The following is a 21,443-nucleotide window of genomic DNA, read 5'->3' as shown; positions in this document are numbered from 1 at the left end:
ACGTGCGGCTCAGGCGCGGGCGGGACGCGAGATCGGCATCGACCGCCCAAACGGTCGAACACACGTTACCGGCGGTTAGGAGGAGCGCTACGAGGTGAACAGGGGGGATTCCGCGAAGAGTTGGTGACCGACCGCCCGCCGGGTCGACGGGCGGTCGGCGGGTCTCACCGGGTCACTTGAGTCACTGGACGCAGAACTCGTTCCCCTCGGGGTCGGCCATCAGCACCCACTCCCCGCCCGGCGTCTTCACCTCGTCCAGGACGCGCGCGCCGAGGCCGGTGAGCCGCTCGGCCTCGGCCGCCCGCTGCCCGGCCTCGGCGTGTACGTCGAGGTGCAGCCGGTTCTTGCCGCTCTTGGCCTCGGGCACCCGCTGGAACAGGATCCGGCGGCCGAGCCCGGTGCCGGTGTCCGCGTCCACCGGGTCGTCGGGGTGGCGCACGGCGACCAGGTCGCGGAAGGCGTGGCGCCCCCACCGCGTCACGGTGTCCGCCTCGCTCACCGCCCCGAACCCGAGGAGCCGTTCGATCAGCGCGGCGTTGTCCTCGATCTCGTAGCCGAGGGTGGCCGCCCAGAACTCGGCCTGGGCGTGCGGATCGGCGGCGTCGACGACGAGCTTCCAGTGCAGGGTCATGCCCCAGTTATAGGCCGAACTTCCTCCGCGTGGGCGGAAGTTGTCGTCTGACGCGCCGCTTCCGCGGCCGCTTCGGCCAGCCGGGCCCGGTTGATCCGCGCCGTGCGCAGCGCGTCCCAGGTCAGCACGGCGAGCGCCAGCCACACCAGCGCGAACCCGGCCCACCGCTCGGGCGGCATCGCCTCGTGGAAGTACCAGATGCCCAGCACGAACTGGAACACGGGCGCCAGATACTGCAGGAGCCCCAGCGTCGACAGCGGCACCCGGATCGCCGCCGCCCCGAAGCACACCAGCGGGATGGCCGTGACCACGCCGGTCGAGGCGAGCAGCACCGCGTGCCCTGCGCCCTCCGTCCCGAACGTCGACCGGCCCTGCGCCGCCAGCCACACCAGGTAGGCGAGGGCGGGCAGGAACTGCACGGCGGTCTCGGCGGTGAGCGACTCGAGCCCGCTGAGGTTGACCTTCTTCTTCACGAGCCCGTACGTGCCGAAGGAGAACGCGAGCACCAGCGAGATCCACGGCGGCTGCCCGTACCCGATGGCCAGCACCAGGACGGCGGCGAACCCCGTCCCGACGGCCGCCCACTGCGCGGGCCGCAGCCGCTCCTTCAGGAGCAGCACGCCGAGCGCGATCGAGACGAGCGGGTTGATGAAGTACCCGAGCGAGGCCTCGACGACATGGCCGGAGTTCACGGACCAGATGTAGACGCCCCAGTTGACCGTGATGACGGCGGCGGCGACGGCGACGAGTCCGAGCCGCTTCGGCTGCCGGATCAGCTCCTTCGCCCAGCCCCACTTCCGTACGAAGAGCAGCGCGATGCCCACGAAGACCAGTGACCACACCATGCGGTGGGCCAGGATCTCCACGGATCCCGCGGGCTTGAGCAGGGGCCAGAACAACGGGACGAGGCCCCACATCCCGTACGCCGCGAACCCGTTGAGGAGCCCGATGCGCCCCTCGTTCGCGCCCTGGCCCCCCGGCTTCGGCTGCGTGCCCGCCCCGTCCTGCATGAACCCTCCCTCGTGACACCCGGCAGCCCCGCGGCGGCCTCCACGAAGGTAGCGCCGCCGGGCCCCGCCCGTCATGCCCGTATCGCCATACGGTCCTGACGGATGTGCGGGGCGGGGTGTCCGGAAGGGGGCTAGCGCAGCGCGGCGGCGATGGCGTCGGCGATCGGGGTGGTGGGCCGGCCGATGAGCCGGGCCAGGTCGCCGTTCTGCCGCGCGAGCAGCCCCTGCTCGACCGCGGTGTCCACGCCCACGAGGATGTCGGCGAAGGGGGCGGGCAGCCCCGCGCCGAGCAGGATCTCCCGGTTCTGCTCGGGCGTGACGGCCCGGTAGACGATCTCCTTGCCGGACTGCCGCCCGACCTCGGCGGCGTACTCGGCGAGCGACCACGCGACGTCGCCGCTCAGCTCGTACGCCTTGTTCTCGTGGCCCTCGCCGGTCAGTACGGCGACGGCGGCCGCGGCGTAGTCGGCGCGGGAGGCGGAGGCCAGTCGGCCCTCGCCCGCGTTCGCCACGACGGCGCCGTGCTCCAGGACCGGGGCCAGGTTCCCGGTGAAGTTCTCGTGGTACCAGCCGTTGCGCAGGAACGTGTACGGCAGGCCGGAGTCGAGGATCGCCTGCTCGGTGACCTTGTGCTCGGCGGCGAGCTCGAAGTCGGCGTCCGGGCCGCCGAGCACGCCGGTGTACGCGAGGAGGGCGACGCCCGCCGTCTTCGCCGCGTCGATCACGGCCCGGTGCTGGGCGACGCGCTGCCCGACCTCGCTGCCGGAGATCAGCAGCACGCGGTCGCCCGAGTGGAAGACGCCGTCGAGCGTCCCGGGCGCGCTGTAGTCGGCGACGCGCAGCTCGACCCCGCGGTCGGCGAGGTCGGCGGCCTTGTCCTTGTTCCGCACGACGGCGGCGATCTCCGCTGCGGGGACGCCCGCGTCGAGCAGTTGCGCGACGACCAGACGGCCGAGGTGGCCGGTGGCACCGGTGACGACGAAGCTCATGTCTGAAATCTCCTTGATGAGGCGGTTCTCCTTCACCGTAGGACAGTAACTAACGAATCGTAAGTACCCACTTTGAAGTAAGGTACTGACGTGACAGTGAGCAGGGTGCGGGAGTGGACGACGACCGGCGGCGAGGGCATGTGCCCGCAGCGACTGGTCCTGGAGCACGTCACCAGCCGGTGGAGCGTCCTCGTGCTCATGGCGCTGGAGGAGCGGTCCTACCGCTTCAGCGAGCTGCGCCGGGAGATCGGCGGGGTCAGCGAGAAGATGCTCGCGCAGACCCTCCAGACCCTGGAGCGCGACGGGGTCGTCCACCGCGACGCCAAGCCCGTGATCCCGCCCCGCGTCGACTACTCGCTCACCGCTCTGGGCCGCGAGGCCGCCGCGCAGGTCCGCGCGCTCGCGGACTGGACGGAGCAGCGGCTGCCCGAGGTGCAGGCGGCGCGCGAGGTGTACGACGAGGGGCGCGCGGACGGCGCGTAACGGACGGCGCGTAACGCAGGAAGTCCGGGCGCGCGGTGGCCGCGCGCCCGGACTTCGCCTGCTTGTCGGGCGTTCAGCCCACGACGGTCCAGGTGTCGCCGCCGGCGAGCAGCGCACCCAGTTCGCCCTTGCCGTCCCGCTCGATCGCGGCGTCGAGCTGGTCGCTCATCTGCACGTCGTAGACGGGCCGTTCGACATCGCGCAGGACGCCGATCGGGGTGTGGTGCAGGGTGTCCGGGTCGGCGAGCCGGGAGAGCGCGAAGGCCGTGGTCGGGGACGCCGCGTGGGCGTCGTGGACCAGGATGTCCGCCTTGTTGTCCTCCGTGACCGGCACGATCGCGAGGTCGCCGGTGGCCGGGTCGCGCACGACCCCCTTCGAGGCCTCGGGCCCGAAGGTGATCGGCTGCCCGTGTTCGAGGCGGATGACGGCTTCCTCCGCCTGCTGCTTGTCCTTGAGGACCTCGAAGGCGCCGTCGTTGAAGATGTTGCAGTTCTGGTAGATCTCGACGAGCGCCGTGCCCTGGTGGTCGGCGGCCGCCCGGAGCACCGACGTGAGGTGCTTGCGGTCGGAGTCGACGGTGCGGGCCACGAAGGACGCCTCGGCGCCGATGGCGAGCGACACCGGGTTGAACGGCGCGTCGAGCGAGCCCATCGGCGTCGACTTGGTGATCTTGCCGACCTCTGACGTCGGGCTGTACTGACCCTTGGTGAGCCCGTAGATCCGGTTGTTGAACAGCAGGATCTTCAGGTTCACATTGCGGCGCAGGGCGTGGATGAGGTGGTTGCCGCCGATGGACAGCGCGTCGCCGTCACCGGTCACGACCCACACGCTCAAGTCCCGCCGGGACGAGGCGAGTCCGGTGGCGATGGCCGGGGCGCGGCCGTGGATGGAGTGCATCCCGTAGGTGTTCATGTAGTACGGGAAGCGGGACGAGCAGCCGATCCCGGAGACGAAGACGATGTTCTCCTTCGCCAGGCCGAGCTCGGGCATGAAGCCCTGCACGGCGGCGAGGACCGCGTAGTCGCCGCAGCCCGGGCACCAGCGCACTTCCTGATCGGACTTGAAGTCCTTCATGGACTGCTTGGCCTCGGCCTTGGGGACCAGTGACAGAAGCGTCTGAGCGCCGTCCCCGGTCTCCCCCGGAGCCTCTTCCGCGGCCCGGCCGCCGGCCTCCCGGGACTCCCTGGTCTGCGTATCAGCCATCGATGGCCTCCTTGAGAGCGGTGGCGAGCTGCTCAGCCTTGAACGGCATTCCGTTGACCTGGTTGTAGCTGTGCGCGTCCACCAGATACTTCGCCCGTACGAGCGTGGCGAGCTGACCGAGGTTCATCTCGGGGATCACCACCTTGTCGTAACGCTTCAGGACCTCACCCAGATTCCGCGGGAACGGGTTGAGGTGGCGCAGATGGGCCTGCGCGATGTGCTCGCCGGCCGTGCGCAGGCGACGCACCGCGGCCGTGATCGGTCCGTACGTCGAGCCCCAGCCGAGGACGAGCGTGCGGGCCTCGCCGGTGGCGTCGTCGACCTCGATGTCGGGCACGTCGATGCCGTCGATCTTCGCCTGCCGGGTGCGGACCATGAAGTCGTGGTTGGCCGGGTCGTACGAGATGTTGCCCGTGCCGTCCTGCTTCTCGATGCCGCCGATCCGGTGCTCGAGGCCGGGCGTGCCGGGGATCGCCCAGGGGCGCGCGAGGGTCTGCGGATCGCGCTTGTACGGCCAGTAGACCTCGGCGCCGTCCTCGGTGGTGTGGTTCGGCCCGGAGGCGAACTGGACGCGCAGGTCCGGGAGTTCGTCGACCTCGGGGATGCGCCACGGCTCCGAGCCGTTGGCCAGGGAGCCGTCCGAGAGCAGCATCACCGGGGTGCGGTAGGTGACGGCGATCCGGGCCGCTTCGAGGGCGGCGTCGAAGCAGTCGGCGGGGGTGCGGGGTGCGACGACCGGGATCGGGGCCTCGCCGTTGCGCCCGTACATGGCCTGGAGCAGGTCGGCCTGTTCGGTCTTGGTCGGCAGCCCGGTGGAGGGGCCGCCGCGCTGGATGTCGATGACGAGCAGCGGCAGTTCGAGGCTCACGGCGAGGCCGATGGTCTCGGACTTGAGCGCGACGCCGGGGCCTGACGTCGTGGTGACGGCGAGGCTGCCGCCGAAGGCGGCGCCGAGCGCGGCACCGATGCCGGCGATCTCGTCCTCCGCCTGGAAGGTGCGCACGCCGAAGTTCTTGTGCTTGCTGAGCTCGTGGAGGATGTCGCTCGCGGGCGTGATCGGGTACGAGCCCAGGTACAGCGGCAGGTCCGCCTGCTTCGAGGCCGCGATCAGCCCGTACGAGAGGGCGAGGTTCCCGGAGATGTTGCGGTAAGTGCCGGTGGGGAAGGCGGTGGAGGCGGGGGCGACCTCGTAGGAGACCGCGAAGTCCTCGGTCGTCTCACCGAAGTTCCACCCCGCGTGGAACGCCGCCAGGTTCGCCTTCATGATCTCGGGCTTCTTGGCGAACTTGGCCTTGAGGAACTTCTCCGTGCCCTCGGTCGGCCGGTGGTACATCCACGACAGCAGGCCGAGCGCGAACATGTTCTTGGAGCGCCCCGCGTCCTTGCGCGAGAGCTCGAACTCCTTCAGCGCCTCGACGGTGAGGGTCGTCAGCGGCACGGGGTGCACGTGATACCCGTCGAGCGAACCGTCCTCGAGGGGGCTCTCCGCGTAGCCCACCTTCTGCATCGCCCGCTTGGTGAACTCATCGGTGTTGACGATGACTTCGGCGCCGCGCGGTACGTCCCCGATGTTGGCCTTCAGCGCGGCCGGGTTCATCGCCACCAGCACGTTCGGCGCGTCGCCCGGCGTCAGGATGTCGTGGTCGGCGAAGTGGAGTTGGAAGGAGGACACGCCCGGCAGCGTCCCTGCGGGGGCGCGGATCTCGGCCGGGAAGTTCGGCAGCGTGGACAGATCGTTGCCGAACGACGCGGTCTCCGAAGTGAAGCGGTCCCCCGTGAGCTGCATGCCGTCACCGGAGTCACCCGCGAACCGGATGATCACCCGGTCGACGCGTCGTACGTCCTTGCTCGATTGTCCTGCCGACGTTCGCTGCCCGCCGACAACAGCGCTGTCGGTCCCGTCGGCCTGCTCGGTGGTGCTACTGACCTGGCTGGTCACTGAACTGGACCTCCCTCGAGGCGGCTGTGCGGGCACGGCCGTCCCACCGGCCCTCCCACGGCCCCACCCTACGTCTGTAAGGGTCGCCTTCCTGAGGCGATTCGCATGGTGGACCGCCAAATGAGACGGCGGGTCGCCCCGATTTGTGTGTTGATTCCCCCTGTGGAGACGCGCTCCGTCGGTCGATGGTTCTGTGGTGCCCCCATTATCTGACAGGGCGTCAGTTAATCAAGACGGTCATGGGTGCGGGCAGGAGGCGGTCATGGGTTTGGGCAGGAAGACGGTCGTGGGTTCAGGTAGAGCGGCTGTCATGAGTCCAGGCAGGAAGGCGGTCATGAGTTCAGGCAGGACGGCTGTCATGAGTTCAGGCAGGAAGGCGGTCATGAGTTCAGGTAGGTCAGGACCGCCAGTACGCGGCGGTGGTCCCCGTCGCTCTGGGACAGCCCCAGCTTCAGGAAGATGTTGCTGACGTGCTTCTCGACCGCGCCGTCGCTCACCACCAGCTGCCGGGCGATCGCCGAGTTCGTGCGCCCCTCCGCCATCAGGCCGAGCACCTCGCGCTCGCGGGGCGTGAGGTTCGCCAGCACGTCCTGCTTGCGGCTGCGGCCGAGCAGCTGCGCGACCACCTCGGGGTCGAGCGCGGTGCCGCCCTCGGCCACCCGGACCACCGCGTCCACGAACTCCCGCACCTCGGCGACCCGGTCCTTGAGCAGGTACCCGACACCACGGCTCGAACCGGCGAGCAGCTCCGTGGCGTACTGCTCCTCCACGTACTGCGACAGGACCAGCACCCCGAGGTCGGGGAACCGGGCCCGCAGCCGCACCGCCGCGCGCACGCCCTCGTCCGTGTGCGTGGGCGGCATCCGCACGTCCGCGACGACCACGTCGGGCAGCTGTCCCTGTTCCCCCAGCTCGATGATGGTCTTGATCAGCGCTTCCCCGTCGCCGACACCCGCGACGACCTCGTGCCCGCGGTCCGTGAGCAACCGGGTCAGGCCCTCCCTGAGCAGCACTGAATCCTCGGCGATGACGACCCGCACCTTGTCCTCCACGTTCTCCGGCCCCCCAGCACACGAGCGTCCCGACACGGTGCGCGCCGAGATCACCCGATCCTGCCCCCAGCATTCCAGGATCGGGGGGTGGAGGTGGAGGGTTCTTCGGGCGGGTGTCGGGTGTCGGAAACCGTCCGGGCTCGGCCCGGGACGTGGCTGCCCCACGGGGCGGGGCTCCGCCTGGGATCCGGCCGTTCCTACGCCACGGGCTCTGCCCGGGGCCCCGGCCGTCCCACGTCGCGGGGCTCCGCCCCGGACCCCGCGCCTCAATCGCCGGCGGGGCTTGAAAGAACGGGGTTCCGCCCCGGAACCCGCGAGTCTCGTCCCAGCGCGGGGCTTGATTTGCCGCGCCCACCTCCCACCACCCGCCCCCTCCGGGGGCGTCGGCCTCACGGGGTGCCGTCGCCGCCTCGGGCGATCCGGCGCCAGCCACGGCTCCCCACCCGTCGCGGTCGACGCCGCCCGCCTTGGGCAACGCCCACCACGGCTCCCCACCCGTCGCGGTCGACCGCCCCCGCCTTGGGCAATCTGCCGCCTGGGGCGGCAGGGTGGGCAAGGCGGCGCCCCGGTGCGGCGCAACGAAAGCAAGGGCCCCGGCCATGGGTGGGTGGACGGCCATGGTGCCGCGCAACGGGAACCGAGGGGTCCGGCCACGGTGCCGCCCAACGGCCACGGGTAGCCGGGGCGGGCGGTGCCGCGGGACCACCCACGGGCTCACCCCCACGTCACGCGCGGCGCCACGGCAACTCCGCCGTCACCCGCGTCGGCCCACCCCTGGGCGACTCGACCACCAGAATCCCGTCGACCGCGTCGAGACGCCCGGCCAGCGCCGCCAACCCCGACCCGCCGGAGGCCACCGCTCCGCCGCCCCCGTTGTCGTACACCTGCACCATCAACCGGTCCCGCGCCCGCCACACATCGACCTCCGCCCGCGTCGCCCCGCTGTGCGCGCTCACGTTCTGGAGCAGCTCGGAGACCGTGAAGTACGCGATGCCCTCGATGGCCGGCGCCGGCCGCTCCACCAGGTCGACCTCCACCCGCACCGGCACCGCACACCGCGACGCCACCGCCGACAACGCCGCATCGAGCCCCCGGTCCGTCAGCACCGCCGGATGGATCCCGCGCGCCAGGTCCCGCAACTCCTGCAGCGCCGTCTTCACCTCACCGTGCGCCTCGCCCACCAGGCGCGCCGCCGTCTCCGGGTCCTCGCTCAGCTTCTCCTTGGCGACACCGAGGTCCATGGCCAGATTCACCAGCCGGGCCTGCGCCCCGTCGTGCAGATCCCGCTCGATGCGCCGCAGGTCGGCCGCCGCCGTGTCGACCACGACACCCCGGTCCGACTCCAGCTCCACCACGCGCGACGCGAGCCGCGAAGGGCCGAGCAGCCCGATGACCATCAGCCGGTCCACCGTCGTCAGCGCCCGTATCACCCACGGCGTGACCAGCGTGACGAGCAGCCCGAGCCCCGCGGTCACCGTGATCTCGAAGGGGTTGTCGAGGTAGATGGCGTGGCCCGCGTCCCCGTACAGCTGAATGCCGTCCTGCCCCACGTACGTGGGAAACACCCAGCGCCACAACGGATACGTGAGCATCGTCCAGCCGGTCGCCCAGAAGCTCAGCCCCACGGCGAACCCGAACACCGCCCACGGCATGTGCAGCACCCCGTACAGCAGATGCCGCCACGAGACGCCGCTCTTGAGCGTCGCCCCGATCCACCCCATCGGCCCGCCCGTGCGCGGCCGCAGCGGCTCCGGCGTACCGACCTCGACGCCGAGCAGCCCGCGCGCCCGCACCCGCTCCAGCGCCCCGAGCCCGCGCGACCCGGCGAGCGCCGCCGCGAGCACCGGAACCCCGATGAACGTGATCAGCAGGCCCACACCCAGCGAGGTCATCGTCACGGCCCACACGAACCCGATGATGCTGAGCGGCAGGCTGAGCAGCAGATACCCGAACTCCCGCCACGTCCGCCCCTCGATCGGCGCCCGCAGCCCGGCCGGCAGCCGGTTCAGGCCACGACGCCGACCCGAACGGTCGTCGTGGCCACCGTCGAAGCCGTGGCCGGCGTCGCGGTTCTCGTCGTTCGAGTACGCGTACGCGTCGCTCTGGTCGCGATATCCGTACGGGTGCGTGGCCATCGTGTCCGTCCGTTCTGCTCAGTACCGCTCAGGTCTGTGGGGGAGCCGTCGCTCTGCTTACTTGGGCTCTGCATCAAGCCTCCGCGCGGGCGCGCCCCGCGACCATGCGGCGGGTCGGCGTCTTCGACCGGGGGTTTTCCCTAGCTCTGCCGTATCGGCTCGGTCCGATCGCGCCACGGCAGCTCCGCCGTGACCGTGGTCGGGCCGCCCTCCGGCGAGTCCACGACGAACAGGCCGTCGACCGCGTCGAGCCGCTCCGCGAGGCCCGACATACCGGTCCCCTTGTCCAGGCTCGCGCCGCCCCGCCCGTCGTCCCACACCTGTATGAGCAGCCGGTCCTGCGAGCGCCACACATCCACCGAGGCGGACCGCGCGCCGCTGTGCTTGCTCACGTTCTGGAGCAGCTCGGAGACCGTGAAGTACGCGATGCCCTCGATCGCCTCCGCCGGTCGGCCCGGCAGATCCGCCGTCACCTTCACCGGCACCGTGCAGCGCGAGGCCACCGACGACAGGGCCGCGTCGAGCCCGCGGTCGGTGAGGACCGCGGGGTGAATGCCGCGCGCCAGGTCCCGCAGTTCCTGCAGCGCGAGCTTGACCTCGCCGTGCGCCTCGTCGACCATCGCCGCCACCGCGTCGTCGGCCTGGCCCTCCAGGAGCTTCTCCTTCGCGAGGCCGAGACCCATGGCCAGATTGACCAGCCGTGCCTGCGCCCCGTCGTGCAGATCGCGCTCGATGCGCCGCAGGTCGGCCGCCGCCGTGTCGACGACGACGCCCCGGTCCGACTCGAGCTCCTCGATCCGCCGCTCCAACTCGTCGGAGGGGGAGAGCAGCGCCCGCACCATCGCCCGGTCCGCATTGCCCAGACCGCGCGCGATGAACGGCAGCACCGGCCACAGCACGAACAGACCGACCAGCGTCAGGGCGAACGTCAGCACGGCCCACGGCAACCGGATCACCTCGTACAGCACCGTGCGCCAGCCCACCGGGTCCTTGAGCCCGGTCCACAGCCAGCCGAAGAAGCCGCCCGTGCGTCGCATCGGCAGCGGGCTCGGCTCGTCGATGCGCACGCCGAGCAGGGCCCTTGCCCGCCCGCGCTCCGCCTTGCCGAGCAGCCGCGCGCCCCTGAGGCCGGCCGCGATCAGGGGAAGCCCGATCACCGTGACCGTGAGCCCCGCGCCGAGCGCCACCATCGTGACCGCGTACACGAATCCGAAGATGGACAGCGGGAAGCTGCTCAGGAGATAGGCGATCTCCTTCCACGTGGCGCTGTCGTACCCCAGTCGTGGCGGTGGCAGCACCGGATGGTCTTCGGGAGTGTCGAGTGGCTCGGTCATAGCGGCAAGAGTGCCCTGGCCCGGGGCGGGGCGCCATGAGGACGACCGCCAACTTGAGCGGGGGTTAACCCCACCACGGGTCCACGTCGAGTTCGTACTCGAGTTCCCCCTCGGGTGCCTCCTCGAGTCCCACCTCGCCCAAGCCCCTCGGCCCCGGGCTGCTTACCGTCCCTTTAACAGGGCCTAGACTCCCGTGCGTACAGATCGTCGAACACAACGAACTCGCGAGGGGCGCAGGTACGTGACGGGATCGGACGGGACCGTCATCGCGGCGGACTACTTCCAGTCGTACTCGGTCGTCGGGCTGCTCGCCGTCGTCGGCGTGCTCTTCGTCGCCGTCGCCTTCGGCTCGGGGAAGCTGCTGCGCCCGGTGGTTCCCACCAGGGAAAAGTTCCTCACGTACGAATGCGGCGTCGATCCTGTCGGGGACGGCTGGGCCCACACCCAGGTCCGCTACTACGTGTACGCCTTCCTCTACGTGATCTTCGCGGTCGACTCGATCTTCCTCTTCCCCTGGGCCACGGTCTTCGCCGCGCCGGGATACGGCGCGACGACCCTCGTCGAGATGTTCATCTTCCTGGGCTTCCTCACCGTGGGCCTGCTGTACGCATACAAGAAGGGCGTCCTTACGTGGACGTGAGTGCCGTGACTCCTGCCCCCGAGCCCGCTCCTGCCCCCGTGGACCTGCCGGACCCCGTCGGACCTGCCGGGCCGAAGAAGCTGGGCGTGCTCTCGCGGCTCGCCCCCGAGCCGATGAAGGTGGTCCTCAACTGGGGCCGCCGCTACAGCCTGTGGGTCTTCAACTTCGGCCTCGCCTGCTGTGCCATCGAGTTCATCGCCGCGTCCATGGCGCGCCACGACTTCATCCGGCTCGGCGTGATCCCGTTCGCACCGGGCCCGCGCCAGGCCGACCTGATGGTGGTCTCGGGCACGGTCACCGACAAGATGGCCCCCGCCGTGAAGCGGCTGTACGAGCAGATGCCCGAGCCGAAGTACGTCATCTCCTTCGGCGCCTGCTCCAACTGCGGCGGCCCGTACTGGGATTCGTACTCGGTGACCAAGGGCGTCGACCAGATCATCCCCGTCGACGTGTACGTGCCCGGGTGCCCGCCCCGTCCCGAGGCGCTGCTCCAGGGCATCCTCAAGCTCCAGGAGAAGATCGCCCGCGAGTCGCTCGGCGAGCGGTACGCCTCCGCCGACGCGGCGGCCGGGCGGCCCTCGGCGGCCGCGCTGAGCAGCGGACTCGTCCAGCCGCCCGCGCCCTCCGGGAACCCGACCGGGGGTGACCGATGAGCTGGCTGCCGGCCCCCGTGGAGGAGCTGTTCGGCGCCGAGGCCACGGTCGAGGAGGCGTACGACCTGCTGACCGTCGATGTCCCGGCGGCCGAGTGGATCGCGGCTCTGACGACGGCCCGTACGACGCTGGAGTGCACGTATTTCGACTGGTTGAGCGCGGTCGACGAGCCGGAGTCCGGGTTCCGCGTGTGCGCGCACGTCGCCGCCGTGGCGCCCCGGTCCGTACGTCGCCTGCTGCTGCGCACGACCGTTCCGCACGCGGCCCCCGTGCTCGCGTCGGCGGTCGATGTGTACGCGGGCGCCGCCTGGCACGAGCGCGAGACGCACGAGATGTTCGGCGTCGACTTCACCGACCACCCGGGCCTCGACCCGCTCCTGTTGCCCGACGGCTTTGAAGGCCACCCGCTGCGCAAGGACTTCGTGCTCGCGGCCCGCGTCGCGAAGGCGTGGCCGGGCGCGAAGGAGCCGGGGGAGTCCGAGCACGGCGGCCCCAAGCGTCGCCAGATGCTGCCACCCGGCGTCCCCGACCCGAACGAATGGGGCCCGCTGAAGGGCCAGTTGCCGCCCGCCCCGGCCCGGCCCGCGCGGGGCGCGCGCGCCGGTGCGGCGGGGCGCGCGGCGGGCGCCGAGGGGCGTGCGGCCGGTGCCGCGGGGCGTGCGGCGGGGGAGCGGCCCGCTCGGCGCACCCGGTCCGCGAGCCAGGGCTCGGCGAGCCAGGCAGCCGCGCCTGCGGGTGACGCCTCGGAGGCCCCGAAGGCCCCGGAGGTATCGGAGGCACCGGAAGCGTCGCCGCGTCCGGCACGGCGCTCCCGCAGCGCCTCCCAGGGCTCCGCCTCGCAACGCGAGACGCCCACCGAACCCCCGGCCCAGAGCCCGGAACCCGCCCCGAAACCCCGCTCGAGCGACGCGCCCTGGCACCACGCCAAGCCCGCGTTCGACGAGGAGCCGAACAAGGCGGAGCCCGCGAAGCCGGAGTTCACCCCGGACGCGAACCCGACGGACAACACAGACAGCAACGAGAACCCGACGGACAACAACGGAGGCAACGAGTGAACGACGCCCTCGACGTCGCCCTGCGCCTCGTCGTCGTCTTCGTCGCCTTCCTGGTGCTGCCCCTGGTCGTCGGCCAGACCGAACACAAGGTCATGGCGCACATGCAGGGCCGCCTCGGCCCCATGTACGCGGGCGGTTTCCACGGCTGGGCCCAACTGGTCGCCGACGGCGTCAAGTTCGCGCAGAAGGAGGACGTGGTCCCGGCCGAGGCCGACCGCCGCGTCTTCCAACTCGCCCCCGCTGTCGCCCTCCTCCCGTACCTCCTCGTGTTGCTCGCCATCCCGGTCGGCCCTGGCGACGGCGCGGTCGGCGCCGTCATCGACGCGGGCATCTTCTTCGTCCTCGCGGTCATGGGCGTCGGCGTCCTCGGCTCGCTGATGGCGGGCTGGGCGAGCGCCAACAAGTTCTCCCTCCTGGGCGGCCTGCGCACGGCCGCCCAACTCCTGGCGTACGAACTCCCGATGCTGCTCGCGGCGGCCTCCGTGGCGATGGCCGCGGGAACGGTCTCCCTCCCCGGCATCCTCGACGCCTTCGAGTGGTGGTGGCTGCCCTGGCAGATCGTCGGTGCCGTCGTCTTCTTCGTGGCGGGCCTCGCCGAACTTCAGCGTCCTCCCTTCGACATGCCGGTCGCCGACTCCGAGATCATCTTCGGCGCGTACACCGAGTACACGGGCCTGCGTTTCGCCCTGTTCCTGCTCGCCGAGTACGCGGGCATCGTGGTGCTCTGCGGACTGACCACGGTGCTGTTCCTGGGCGGCTGGCACGGACCGTGGGGCGCGGACGGCCTGGGCTGGGTGTGGACCCTGCTCAAGACCGCGGTCCTGGCCTTCGTCGTCATCTGGCTCCGCGTCACGTACCCGCGTCTGCGCGAGGACCAGCTGCAGAAGCTCGCCTGGACCACCCTCGTCCCCCTCGCCCTCGCGCAGATCGCGCTCACCGGAATCGTGAAGGTGGCGATCAACTGATGCCCCCGATCCCTGGCAGCGGCCTGGCCAAGGGCCTCGCCGTCACCCTCCGCACGATGACGAAGAAGACCGTCACCGAGCAGTACCCGGAGCACCAGCCCGAACTCCCGCCCCGAACCCGCGGCGTCATCGGGCTCTTCGAGGAGAACTGCACGGTCTGCATGCTGTGCGCCCGCGAGTGCCCCGACTGGTGCATCTACATCGACTCCCACAAGGAGACGGTCCCGCCGGCCGTCGAGGGCGGCCGCGAGCGCAGCCGCAACGTTCTCGACCGTTTCGCCATCGACTTCTCCCTCTGCATGTACTGCGGTATCTGCATCGAGGTGTGCCCCTTCGACGCGCTGTTCTGGTCCCCGGAGTTCGAGTACGCCGAGACCGACATCCGCGAGCTCACCCACGAGCGCGACAAGCTCCGCGAGTGGATGTGGACGGTCCCGTCCCCACCCGCCCTCGACCCCGCGGCCGAGGACCCCAAGGAACTGGCGGCGGCCCGCAAATCCGCGGACAAACTGGCAGCGGCCCAGGAGGCAGCCGCCCAGGAGTCCGCCGCCCCGGAGCCCCCGGCCGCCGGACCGAAGGCCGCCCCCAACGACCCCAGTAACCCCAACGACCCCGGAGAGGAGCCCACCGCATGACCCTCGCCGCATCGGCGCCGTCGGCAGCCATCGCCACGGCAGCCGACAGCCCCGGGTTCCTCTCCCCGTCCGGTGTCGAGATCGCCTTCGTGCTCGTGGGCCTCGTGACCTTCGCCGCGGCGATCGTCACCGTCACCACGAAGCAACTGGTGCACGCGGCCCTGTGGCTGGTCGTCGCCCTCGGCGGGCTCGCCGTCGAGTACCTCCTGCTCACAGCCGAATTCATCGCCTGGGTGCAGGTCCTCATCTACGTCGGTTCCGTCGTGGTCCTCCTCCTGTTCGGCCTGATGCTGACCCGCGCGCCGATCGGCCGCTCACCGGACGCGGACAGCCCCAACCGCTGGGCCGCCCTGACCGTGGCCATCGCCTCCGCCGCCGCCCTGATCTGGGTCGTCGTCGACGCGTTCCGCACGACCTGGATCGACCTCGACGGGCCGGTGCAGGGCAGCACGGACGTGACCGGCTCGATCCTCTTCAAGCACTGGGTCCTGCCGTTCGAGGCGCTCTCGGTCCTGCTCCTCGCCGCCCTGGTCGGCGCGATCGTCCTGTCCCGCAGGAACAACGCCGACACCGCCCCGGCAGCCGAAGGCGAGGGAACCCGCTGATGCACCTCGCCTACCCCGCCGTCCTCTCCTCCCTCCTCTTCTGCACGGGCCTGTACGGCGTACTGGCCCGCCGCAACGCGATCCTGGTCCTGATGTCGGTCGAGCTGATGCTCAACGCCGTCAACCTGAACCTCGTCGCCTTCGACGTCTGGCTGCGCGACACCCTCCACGCGGGCCAGGCCCTCACCCTGTTCACCATCGCCATCGCCGCCGCCGAGATCGGCATCGGCCTGGCGATCGTCCTGGCCGTCTACCGGAACCGCGGCACGTCGGACATCGACAAGCTGCGCGACTCCGCCGAGCCCCACGACCCGGACGACGACCCGCACGACCCGTCCGAGGCCCCGGCCAGCACCGCCGGCACCACGGACGAGAAGGCCGAGGCCACCGCGTGACCACGACGAACCTCGCCGTCCTCGTCCCCCTCCTGCCGTTCCTCGGCGCCGTCGCCGGCCTGCTGCTCGGCCGCACCGCCCCCGCCTTCGCCCGCCCGCTGGCCGTCCTGCCGACGCTGGCCGCGCTGGCGCTCGCCGTCGTTGTCGCCCTCGACCAGGGCGGCGGCACGGGCAACGGCACCGCCGCCCTCGACGCGCACACCCAGCTCGCCCCGACCGGCTCCGTGCCGATCGAACTCGCCCTGCACATCGACGGCTTCGCGGCCCTCGTCGCCGTCCTCGTCGGCCTGGTCGCGACCTGCGTGCAGATCTACTCGACGGGTTATCTGCGCGACGACCCGCGCTACCCCTCGTACGCCGCGCTCGTCTCGCTCTTCACCTCCGCGATGCTCCTGGTGGTCTACTCGGGCGACCTGATGGTCCTGCTGGTCGGCTGGGAAGTCATGGGCATCTGCTCGTACTTCCTCGTCGGTCACTACTGGGAGACTCCCGAGGCACGGGCCGCTTCCCTCAAGGCGTTCCTCGTCACGAAGCTGGGCGATGTCCCCTTCCTCATCGGCCTGTTCGCGCTCGCCGTGGACACGGGCTCGTTCCGCATCACGACGATCCTGGGCAAGGTCACGACCGACGGCGGACTCGACCACCCGACCCTGATCGCCCTCCTGCTGCTGGCCGGTGTGGCGGGCAAGTCCGCGCAGTTCCCGCTGCACACCTGGCTGCCCGACGCGATGGCGGGCCCCACGCCCGTCTCCGCGCTGATCCACGCCGCGACGATGGTTGCCGCCGGTGTCTACTTCGTCGCCCGTCTCCTCCCGGTCTTCGCCGCCTCGCAGGCAGCCATGATCGTGATGGCCGTGATGGCCGCGGTGACCATGCTCGGCTCGGCCCTGGCCGCGCTCGCCCAGGACGACATCAAGCGGGTCCTGGCGTACTCGACCGTCGGCCAGCTCGGCTACATGACCGGCGCCCTCGCCGTCGGCAGCCGCGACGCCGCCGTCTTCCACCTCCTCGCGCACGGCGCCTTCAAGGCGCTGCTGTTCCTCGGGGCGGGCGTGATCATCCACGCCGCCGGTACCAACTCGCTGGCCGCGATGTCCCGGATGAAGGACCTGCGCGACCGCGTGCCGGACGCCTTCTGGACGGTGACCGTGGCGCTGCTCGCGCTCGCCGCGATCCCGCCGTTCAGCGGCTTCTTCTCCAAGGAGGCCGTCCTCGGCGCCGCCGAGCACACCGCCACCGGTCATGAGAACGGAGCCCTGACCGCGCCGACCGCGTCCGGCTGGATCGTCCTCGTGGCGGGCCTGGTCACGGCCCTGCTCACCGCCGCCTACGCGACCCGGTTCTGGCTCCTCGCGTTCAAGGGCAGCGGTACCGAGGCCCCCGACCACGGCAAGCAGCCGGTCACGATGAACGTCGTCCTGTGGGTCCTGGCGATCCCCTCCCTCGGCTTCGGACTGCTCGCGGGCGTGCTGCCCGACTGGTTCGACGGCACCTCCCTCACCCCGACGCTGACCACTTCAGTCCTCGGCACCGGCTTCGCGCTCGTCGGCGGCCTGGTCACCTACGCGGCCTGGCGCCACACCACCGCGATGGCGGCCCGCCGCACGCCGATCGGCGCCGTCGCGGTCGACACCGAGTCCGGCGACGCGGGCCTGGTCGAGGCCGAGGCCATCGCGACACACACCCCCGCGTACGGGGACATCGCCGCCGCCCCCGACCCGGCCGACCCCGGTCGTCTGCTGCTCGGCCCGCTGCACCGCCACGCGGCCGTCGGCTTCCACCTCGACGCCGTCTACGCGGCGCTCTTCGTCCGCCCGGTGCAGGCCGGCGCCGCACTGGTCCGCTTCCTCGACCGTGCCGTCGTCGACACCTATGTACGCGGGGCGGCCGAAGCACCGAAGGCGCTGGGCTGGGCCGTGCGCAGGGCCCAGACCGGAAACGTGCAGACCTACCTGAGCGCACTGCTCGCAGGCACCGTCGTTCTGGTGGTCGCCGTCGTCCTCGTCGCCACCGCCGGAGCGTGAGCAGCCGTGATCGATATCAGCGAATCCGTGATGCAGTTCCTTCTCGCATTGATCGTCGTCGGCCCGCTCATCGGTGCCGTTCTCGCCCTTCTCCCGGCCCCGCCCGGACTGAGGGGGAAGTCGCCCGACCAGGCCGTGCTCCGCCACGGCGTGACCGTGACCGGCGTGATCCTCATCGCCGCGATCGCCCTCGCGCTCGGCTTCGACCACAACCAGCCGTCGAAGATGCAGGCCACGACCGACATCAGCTGGATCCCCGCGCTCGACGTGCGTATCCACCTCGGCATCGACGGCATCTCCCTCCCCCTTCTCGTGCTCACGGCGCTGCTGACGTTCCTGTGCGCGCTGTACTCCTACTTCCACATGCCGGCCGGGCCGTCCCCCAAGGCGTTCGTCGCCCTGATCCTCGTCCTCGAATCGGGCACGCTCGCGACCTTCGCCGTCCTGGACCTCCTTCTCTTCTTCCTCGCGTTCGAGATGGTCCTCATCCCGATGTACTTCCTCATCGCGCGATGGGGCGGAGCCGAACGGCAGGCAGCCGCTTGGAAGTTCATCCTCTTCACGCTGCTCGGCTCGGTCGTGATGCTGCTCGGTCTCCTCCTTATCGGCGTTAAGTCGGGCACGTTCGACATGATGGCACTCGCCACTGACAACGGCCGGGGTCTGACCACATCCGTGCAGGTCATCGCGGTTCTCGCGGTCGGTATCGGGCTCGCGGTGAAGACCCCGATGTGGCCGCTGCACAGCTGGCTGCCCGATGCCCACACCGCCGCCCCGACCGTCGGCTCGGTCCTCCTCGCCGGCGTCCTGCTGAAGATGGGTACGTACGGGTTCGTTCGGATCCTGCTCCCCATCGCGCCCGACGGGATGCGGACCTTCGCGCCGTACCTCGCCGCGCTCGCCGTCGTCGGGATCATCTACGGGTCCCTGGCCTGCCTGAACCTGGCCAAGCAGGGCGCGAAGGGCGACCTCAAGCGCCTCATCGCGTACTCCTCCGTCGGCCACATGGGCTTTGTGCTGCTCGGCATCTCGACGATGAGCCCGACCGGCGTGAACGGCGCGCTGTTCGCCAACATCGCCCACGGCCTCATCACCGGCCTGCTCTTCTTCCTCGTCGGCGCGCTCAAGGACCGGGCCGGCACCAGCGATCTCGACGCCCTCGCCGAGCAGGGCGGCATGGCCCTGTACGGCAAGGCGCCGCGCCTCGGCGGCCTCCTGGCGTTCGCTGCCGTCGCCTCCCTCGGGCTGCCGGGGCTGGCCGGATTCTGGGGCGAAATGCTCGCGCTGTTCGGCGCGTTCAAGCCCGCCGACGAGCTCAGCCGCCCGGCCTTCCTCGTCTTCATGGCGATCGCGGCCTTCGGCACGCTGCTCACCGCCGCGTACATGCTGATCGTGGTCCGCCGCGTCTGCATGGGCCCCCGCACGAAGGAGGCCCCGGCGGCCCCGGAGGCTCCCGTGCTCGCCGATGTGCGCGGCTACGAGTTCGCCACCTGGACCCCCCTCGTCGCCCTCACCGTCCTCGCCGGCCTGTGGCCCGCCGCCCTGCTCGGCCTCACGAACCCGGCCGTGCAGAAGCTCCTCGCAGGAGGCCTCCAGTGATCGCCGTCGCCGCGCCCTCCGTGGCGTCCCTCGTCCAGTCCGTCGACTGGGTCGCCATCGCGCCGCCCACGATCGCGGCGGTCGTGGCCCTCGTCGTGCTGGTCGCCGACCTGTTCGTGGCGGAGCGCCGCAAGCCGGTCCTGGGCTGGATCTCCGTCGCGGGCCTGGTGGCCGCGGCGCTCGCGCTGCTGCCGCTGATCGGGGACGAGCGCTCCACGTTCTGCCTCAAGGGCGCCTCCTACGACGCCTGCAGCTACACGGCGGACCGCTTCACGCTCGTCATCCAGTTCCTCGTCCTGGCCGGCGCCCTGCTCACCGCGCTGCTCTCGATCAGCTCCCTGAAGGACGCGAAGAACGCGAAGAAGCCTCTCCCCGAAGGGGAGTTCTGGTTCCTCCTTCTGTCCTCCGCCGCGGGCGCGGCCCTGCTGCCCGCGTCCCGCGACCTGGCCACGCTCGTCGTCGCCCTGGAAGTCGCCTCGCTTCCCGCCTTCGCCCTCGTGGGCCTCAAGCAGGGCGACAAGCGCTCCTCCGACGCGGCCCTGAAGTTCTTTCTTTCCTCGGTCACCGCGACCGCCGTCACCCTGCTCGGCGTGAGCTTCGTGTACGCGTCCACGGGCACCCTGCACCTGACGCGGGTCGCCACCGAACTCACCCACGTGGACGGCCAGTTCCACACGCTGGCCCAGACCGGCGTCGCGCTCACCCTGGTGGGCTTCGCCTTCAAGACGGCGGCCGTGCCGTTCCACTTCTGGGTACCCGACACCTACGTAGGCGCGCCGTTGCCGATCGCCGCCTACTTGTCGGTCATCGGCAAGGCCGTCGGCTTCTCCGGCCTCATCCTCGTCACGGTCGTCGCGTTCCCCTCGTACGCCGACGTGTGGGGTCCGGCCCTCGCCGCACTCGCCGCGCTGACCATGACCGTCGGAAACGTGGCCGCCATCCGCCAGCAGGCCACGCGCGCGTACAGCGCCGTCCGCCTGCTCGCCTGGTCCTCCGTCGGCCAGGCCGGTTACCTCCTGGTGCCGATCGCCGCGGCCGCGTACTCCGACGACCCCCAGAAGTCGATCGGCTCCACCCTCGCGTACGCCCTCATGTACGCCGCGGTGAACCTCGGCGCCTTCGCGGTGGCCGCTCTGGTCGCCCGTACGAAGCCGCTGAACCGCATCAGCGACTACCGGGGCCTGTACGCCTCGAACCCGCTCGCCGCGCTCGTCCTGGGCTTCTTCCTGCTGTGTCTCGCGGGGCTGCCGCCGGGCATCATCGGCCTCTTCGCGAAGGTCACGGTCTTCTCGGCGGCCGTCGACGCGGGGCTCGGCTGGCTCGCCGTCGTCATGGCCGTGAACGTCGTGATCGCGCTCTTCTACTACCTCCAGTGGACCGCGACCCTCTTCCGCGCCCCTGAAGGCGAACCCGCCGTTCACCGCGCGTCCAGGCCGCTCACAGCGGCGATCGCCGTCACAGCCGTCATCGGAGTGGCTCTCTCCGGTGCACCCCAATTGGTCCTGCGTTTTGCCTCGACGGGCCTCTTCTAGGCACCCTCGTACGGCACCACACGTACGGGCCGACTACTGGGCCCACACCAATGACCACAGCCCCACATCAAGGAGACAGGCGTCGTGCTGAGCGGGTTCAAGGACTTCATCCTTCGCGGAAACATCATCACGATGGCCATCGGCCTCGCGGTCGGAACCGCGTTCACGGCTGTGGTCACCGCACTCAGCACGGCGTTCATCGCGCCGCTCATCGGTGTCGCCACGAAGTCGACCGGCGACTTCAGTGAGGCGCACTTCACGGTCGAGGGCACCGACTTCCCGTACGGCAAGTTCGTCAGCGCGATCATCGCCTTCCTGATCACCGCCGCGGTGCTCTACTTCCTGATCGTCGTCCCGATGATGAAGCTCCAGGCGCGCCTGGACCGCGGCAAGCCCGTCGACATCAAGGCGGCCCTGCGCGACTGCCCGCGCTGCTACACCCAGATCCCCGGCGTCGCCACTCGCTGCGCGCACTGCACGAGCGAGATCGAGGCGGACCCGGAGGCCCTGGAACTGGCGGGTCTGCCGCAGCAGCGCTGACCCGGTCGGCCTACACACCCGCA

General features: G+C 70.8%; 20 protein-coding genes. 12 read left to right on the top strand and 8 right to left on the bottom strand.

What is annotated here, in order from left to right; all coding sequences use genetic code 11:
* Positions 1 to 181: 181 nt before the first annotated feature.
* The 3 genes from ACOKM3_RS19070 to ACOKM3_RS19060 all read right to left on the bottom strand — a co-directional run bounded on the left by ACOKM3_RS19070 (position 182) and on the right by ACOKM3_RS19060 (position 2,630).
* Complete coding sequence (locus ACOKM3_RS19070) at positions 182 to 631, bottom strand: VOC family protein (RefSeq protein WP_426901976.1); 450 nt, start codon at positions 629 to 631, stop codon at positions 182 to 184.
* The gene (gene rarD, locus ACOKM3_RS19065) at positions 628 to 1,641 is read right to left on the bottom strand and encodes an EamA family transporter RarD (protein ID WP_426901975.1); all 1,014 of its coding nucleotides are present in this window, start codon (positions 1,639 to 1,641) and stop codon (positions 628 to 630) included. Before rarD ends, ACOKM3_RS19070 begins: the two co-directional genes overlap by 4 nt.
* A gap of 131 nt (positions 1,642 to 1,772) precedes the next feature.
* Positions 1,773 to 2,630 (bottom strand): SDR family oxidoreductase, encoded by an 858-nt coding sequence (locus ACOKM3_RS19060; protein ID WP_426906829.1) that lies wholly within the window; start codon positions 2,628 to 2,630, stop codon positions 1,773 to 1,775.
* Positions 2,631 to 2,768: 138 nt separating this feature from the next.
* Here ACOKM3_RS19060 and ACOKM3_RS19055 point away from each other — a divergent pair, with 138 nt between their 5' ends.
* The gene (locus ACOKM3_RS19055) at positions 2,769 to 3,113 is read left to right on the top strand and encodes a winged helix-turn-helix transcriptional regulator (RefSeq protein WP_426906828.1); all 345 of its coding nucleotides are present in this window, start codon (positions 2,769 to 2,771) and stop codon (positions 3,111 to 3,113) included.
* A gap of 73 nt (positions 3,114 to 3,186) precedes the next feature.
* On the opposite strand, the gene ACOKM3_RS19050 is transcribed toward ACOKM3_RS19055, so the two are convergent.
* From ACOKM3_RS19050 to ACOKM3_RS19030, 5 genes are all read right to left on the bottom strand, one after another.
* Positions 3,187 to 4,188 carry a 2-oxoacid:ferredoxin oxidoreductase subunit beta gene (locus ACOKM3_RS19050; RefSeq protein WP_426906827.1) on the bottom strand — a complete coding sequence of 334 codons (1,002 nt, stop codon included), beginning with the start codon at positions 4,186 to 4,188 and terminating at the stop codon, positions 3,187 to 3,189.
* A gap of 121 nt (positions 4,189 to 4,309) precedes the next feature.
* Positions 4,310 to 6,256, bottom strand: a complete 1,947-nt coding sequence (locus tag ACOKM3_RS19045) for a 2-oxoacid:acceptor oxidoreductase subunit alpha (RefSeq protein ID WP_426901973.1) — start codon at positions 6,254 to 6,256, stop codon at positions 4,310 to 4,312.
* A gap of 380 nt (positions 6,257 to 6,636) precedes the next feature.
* On the bottom strand, positions 6,637 to 7,296 hold the full coding sequence (locus ACOKM3_RS19040; RefSeq protein WP_323179676.1) for a response regulator transcription factor: 660 nt from the start codon (positions 7,294 to 7,296) through the stop codon (positions 6,637 to 6,639).
* 737 nt (positions 7,297 to 8,033) lie between these two features.
* Entirely contained in the window at positions 8,034 to 9,443 is a 1,410-nt protein-coding gene (locus ACOKM3_RS19035) for a sensor histidine kinase (RefSeq protein ID WP_426901971.1), read from the bottom strand.
* A 140-nt stretch (positions 9,444 to 9,583) separates the two neighbouring features.
* On the bottom strand, positions 9,584 to 10,777 hold the full coding sequence (locus ACOKM3_RS19030) for a sensor histidine kinase (protein WP_426901969.1): 1,194 nt from the start codon (positions 10,775 to 10,777) through the stop codon (positions 9,584 to 9,586).
* 241 nt (positions 10,778 to 11,018) lie between these two features.
* Between ACOKM3_RS19030 and ACOKM3_RS19025 the strand changes: the two genes are divergently transcribed.
* From ACOKM3_RS19025 to mscL, 11 genes are all read left to right on the top strand, one after another.
* Positions 11,019 to 11,417 carry an NADH-quinone oxidoreductase subunit A gene (locus ACOKM3_RS19025; protein WP_266712948.1) on the top strand — a complete coding sequence of 133 codons (399 nt, stop codon included), beginning with the start codon at positions 11,019 to 11,021 and terminating at the stop codon, positions 11,415 to 11,417.
* Between the two features lie 38 nt (positions 11,418 to 11,455).
* Complete coding sequence (locus tag ACOKM3_RS19020; RefSeq protein WP_461856559.1) at positions 11,456 to 12,070, top strand: NADH-quinone oxidoreductase subunit B; 615 nt, start codon at positions 11,456 to 11,458, stop codon at positions 12,068 to 12,070.
* Entirely contained in the window at positions 12,067 to 13,125 is a 1,059-nt protein-coding gene (locus ACOKM3_RS19015; RefSeq protein ID WP_426901965.1) for an NADH-quinone oxidoreductase subunit C, read from the top strand. The genes ACOKM3_RS19020 and ACOKM3_RS19015 overlap by 4 nt, the downstream gene beginning before the upstream one ends.
* Positions 13,122 to 14,090: a complex I subunit 1/NuoH family protein gene (locus ACOKM3_RS19010; protein ID WP_426901963.1), complete on the top strand. Its 969-nt coding sequence runs from the start codon at positions 13,122 to 13,124 to the stop codon at positions 14,088 to 14,090. The genes ACOKM3_RS19015 and ACOKM3_RS19010 overlap by 4 nt, the downstream gene beginning before the upstream one ends.
* Entirely contained in the window at positions 14,090 to 14,725 is a 636-nt protein-coding gene (locus ACOKM3_RS19005) for a NuoI/complex I 23 kDa subunit family protein (protein WP_426901961.1), read from the top strand. The genes ACOKM3_RS19010 and ACOKM3_RS19005 overlap by 1 nt, the downstream gene beginning before the upstream one ends.
* Complete coding sequence (locus tag ACOKM3_RS19000) at positions 14,722 to 15,330, top strand: NADH-quinone oxidoreductase subunit J family protein (RefSeq protein ID WP_426901960.1); 609 nt, start codon at positions 14,722 to 14,724, stop codon at positions 15,328 to 15,330. Before ACOKM3_RS19005 ends, ACOKM3_RS19000 begins: the two co-directional genes overlap by 4 nt.
* Positions 15,330 to 15,725: an NADH-quinone oxidoreductase subunit NuoK gene (nuoK, locus tag ACOKM3_RS18995; RefSeq protein ID WP_426901958.1), complete on the top strand. Its 396-nt coding sequence runs from the start codon at positions 15,330 to 15,332 to the stop codon at positions 15,723 to 15,725. The genes ACOKM3_RS19000 and nuoK overlap by 1 nt, the downstream gene beginning before the upstream one ends.
* Positions 15,722 to 17,749: an NADH-quinone oxidoreductase subunit 5 family protein gene (locus tag ACOKM3_RS18990; RefSeq protein WP_426901956.1), complete on the top strand. Its 2,028-nt coding sequence runs from the start codon at positions 15,722 to 15,724 to the stop codon at positions 17,747 to 17,749. The genes nuoK and ACOKM3_RS18990 overlap by 4 nt, the downstream gene beginning before the upstream one ends.
* Before the next feature lie 6 nt (positions 17,750 to 17,755).
* Positions 17,756 to 19,348 (top strand): complex I subunit 4 family protein, encoded by a 1,593-nt coding sequence (locus ACOKM3_RS18985; protein ID WP_426901954.1) that lies wholly within the window; start codon positions 17,756 to 17,758, stop codon positions 19,346 to 19,348.
* On the top strand, positions 19,345 to 20,880 hold the full coding sequence (locus tag ACOKM3_RS18980) for an NADH-quinone oxidoreductase subunit N (RefSeq protein WP_426901952.1): 1,536 nt from the start codon (positions 19,345 to 19,347) through the stop codon (positions 20,878 to 20,880). Before ACOKM3_RS18985 ends, ACOKM3_RS18980 begins: the two co-directional genes overlap by 4 nt.
* A gap of 84 nt (positions 20,881 to 20,964) precedes the next feature.
* Positions 20,965 to 21,420, top strand: a complete 456-nt coding sequence (gene mscL / locus ACOKM3_RS18975) for a large conductance mechanosensitive channel protein MscL (protein WP_426901950.1) — start codon at positions 20,965 to 20,967, stop codon at positions 21,418 to 21,420.
* Positions 21,421 to 21,443 lie beyond the last annotated feature (23 nt).

Origin of the sequence: Streptomyces nidicola, assembly GCF_050106155.1 — a bacterium.
In the GTDB taxonomy this organism is placed as follows: Bacteria; Actinomycetota; Actinomycetes; order Streptomycetales; family Streptomycetaceae; genus Streptomyces.
The sequence above is the reverse complement of the archived record's forward strand: the minus strand, read 5'-3'. Positions and strand labels throughout refer to the sequence as shown.

What these genes read in the sequence shown, in the direction of transcription:
- ACOKM3_RS19070 (WP_426901976.1), bottom strand. Translation starts at nt 631, where the DNA reads ATGACCCTGCACTGGAAGCTCGTCGTCGACGCCGCCGATCCGCACGCC.
- rarD (WP_426901975.1), bottom strand. Translation starts at nt 1,641, where the DNA reads ATGCAGGACGGGGCGGGCACGCAGCCGAAGCCGGGGGGCCAGGGCGCG.
- ACOKM3_RS19060 (WP_426906829.1), bottom strand. Translation starts at nt 2,630, where the DNA reads ATGAGCTTCGTCGTCACCGGTGCCACCGGCCACCTCGGCCGTCTGGTC.
- ACOKM3_RS19055 (WP_426906828.1), top strand. Translation starts at nt 2,769, where the DNA reads ATGTGCCCGCAGCGACTGGTCCTGGAGCACGTCACCAGCCGGTGGAGC.
- ACOKM3_RS19050 (WP_426906827.1), bottom strand. Translation starts at nt 4,188, where the DNA reads ATGAAGGACTTCAAGTCCGATCAGGAAGTGCGCTGGTGCCCGGGCTGC.
- ACOKM3_RS19035 (WP_426901971.1), bottom strand. Translation starts at nt 9,443, where the DNA reads ATGGCCACGCACCCGTACGGATATCGCGACCAGAGCGACGCGTACGCG.
- ACOKM3_RS19030 (WP_426901969.1), bottom strand. Translation starts at nt 10,777, where the DNA reads ATGACCGAGCCACTCGACACTCCCGAAGACCATCCGGTGCTGCCACCG.
- ACOKM3_RS19015 (WP_426901965.1), top strand. Translation starts at nt 12,067, where the DNA reads ATGAGCTGGCTGCCGGCCCCCGTGGAGGAGCTGTTCGGCGCCGAGGCC.
- ACOKM3_RS19005 (WP_426901961.1), top strand. Translation starts at nt 14,090, where the DNA reads ATGCCCCCGATCCCTGGCAGCGGCCTGGCCAAGGGCCTCGCCGTCACC.
- ACOKM3_RS19000 (WP_426901960.1), top strand. Translation starts at nt 14,722, where the DNA reads ATGACCCTCGCCGCATCGGCGCCGTCGGCAGCCATCGCCACGGCAGCC.
- nuoK (WP_426901958.1), top strand. Translation starts at nt 15,330, where the DNA reads ATGCACCTCGCCTACCCCGCCGTCCTCTCCTCCCTCCTCTTCTGCACG.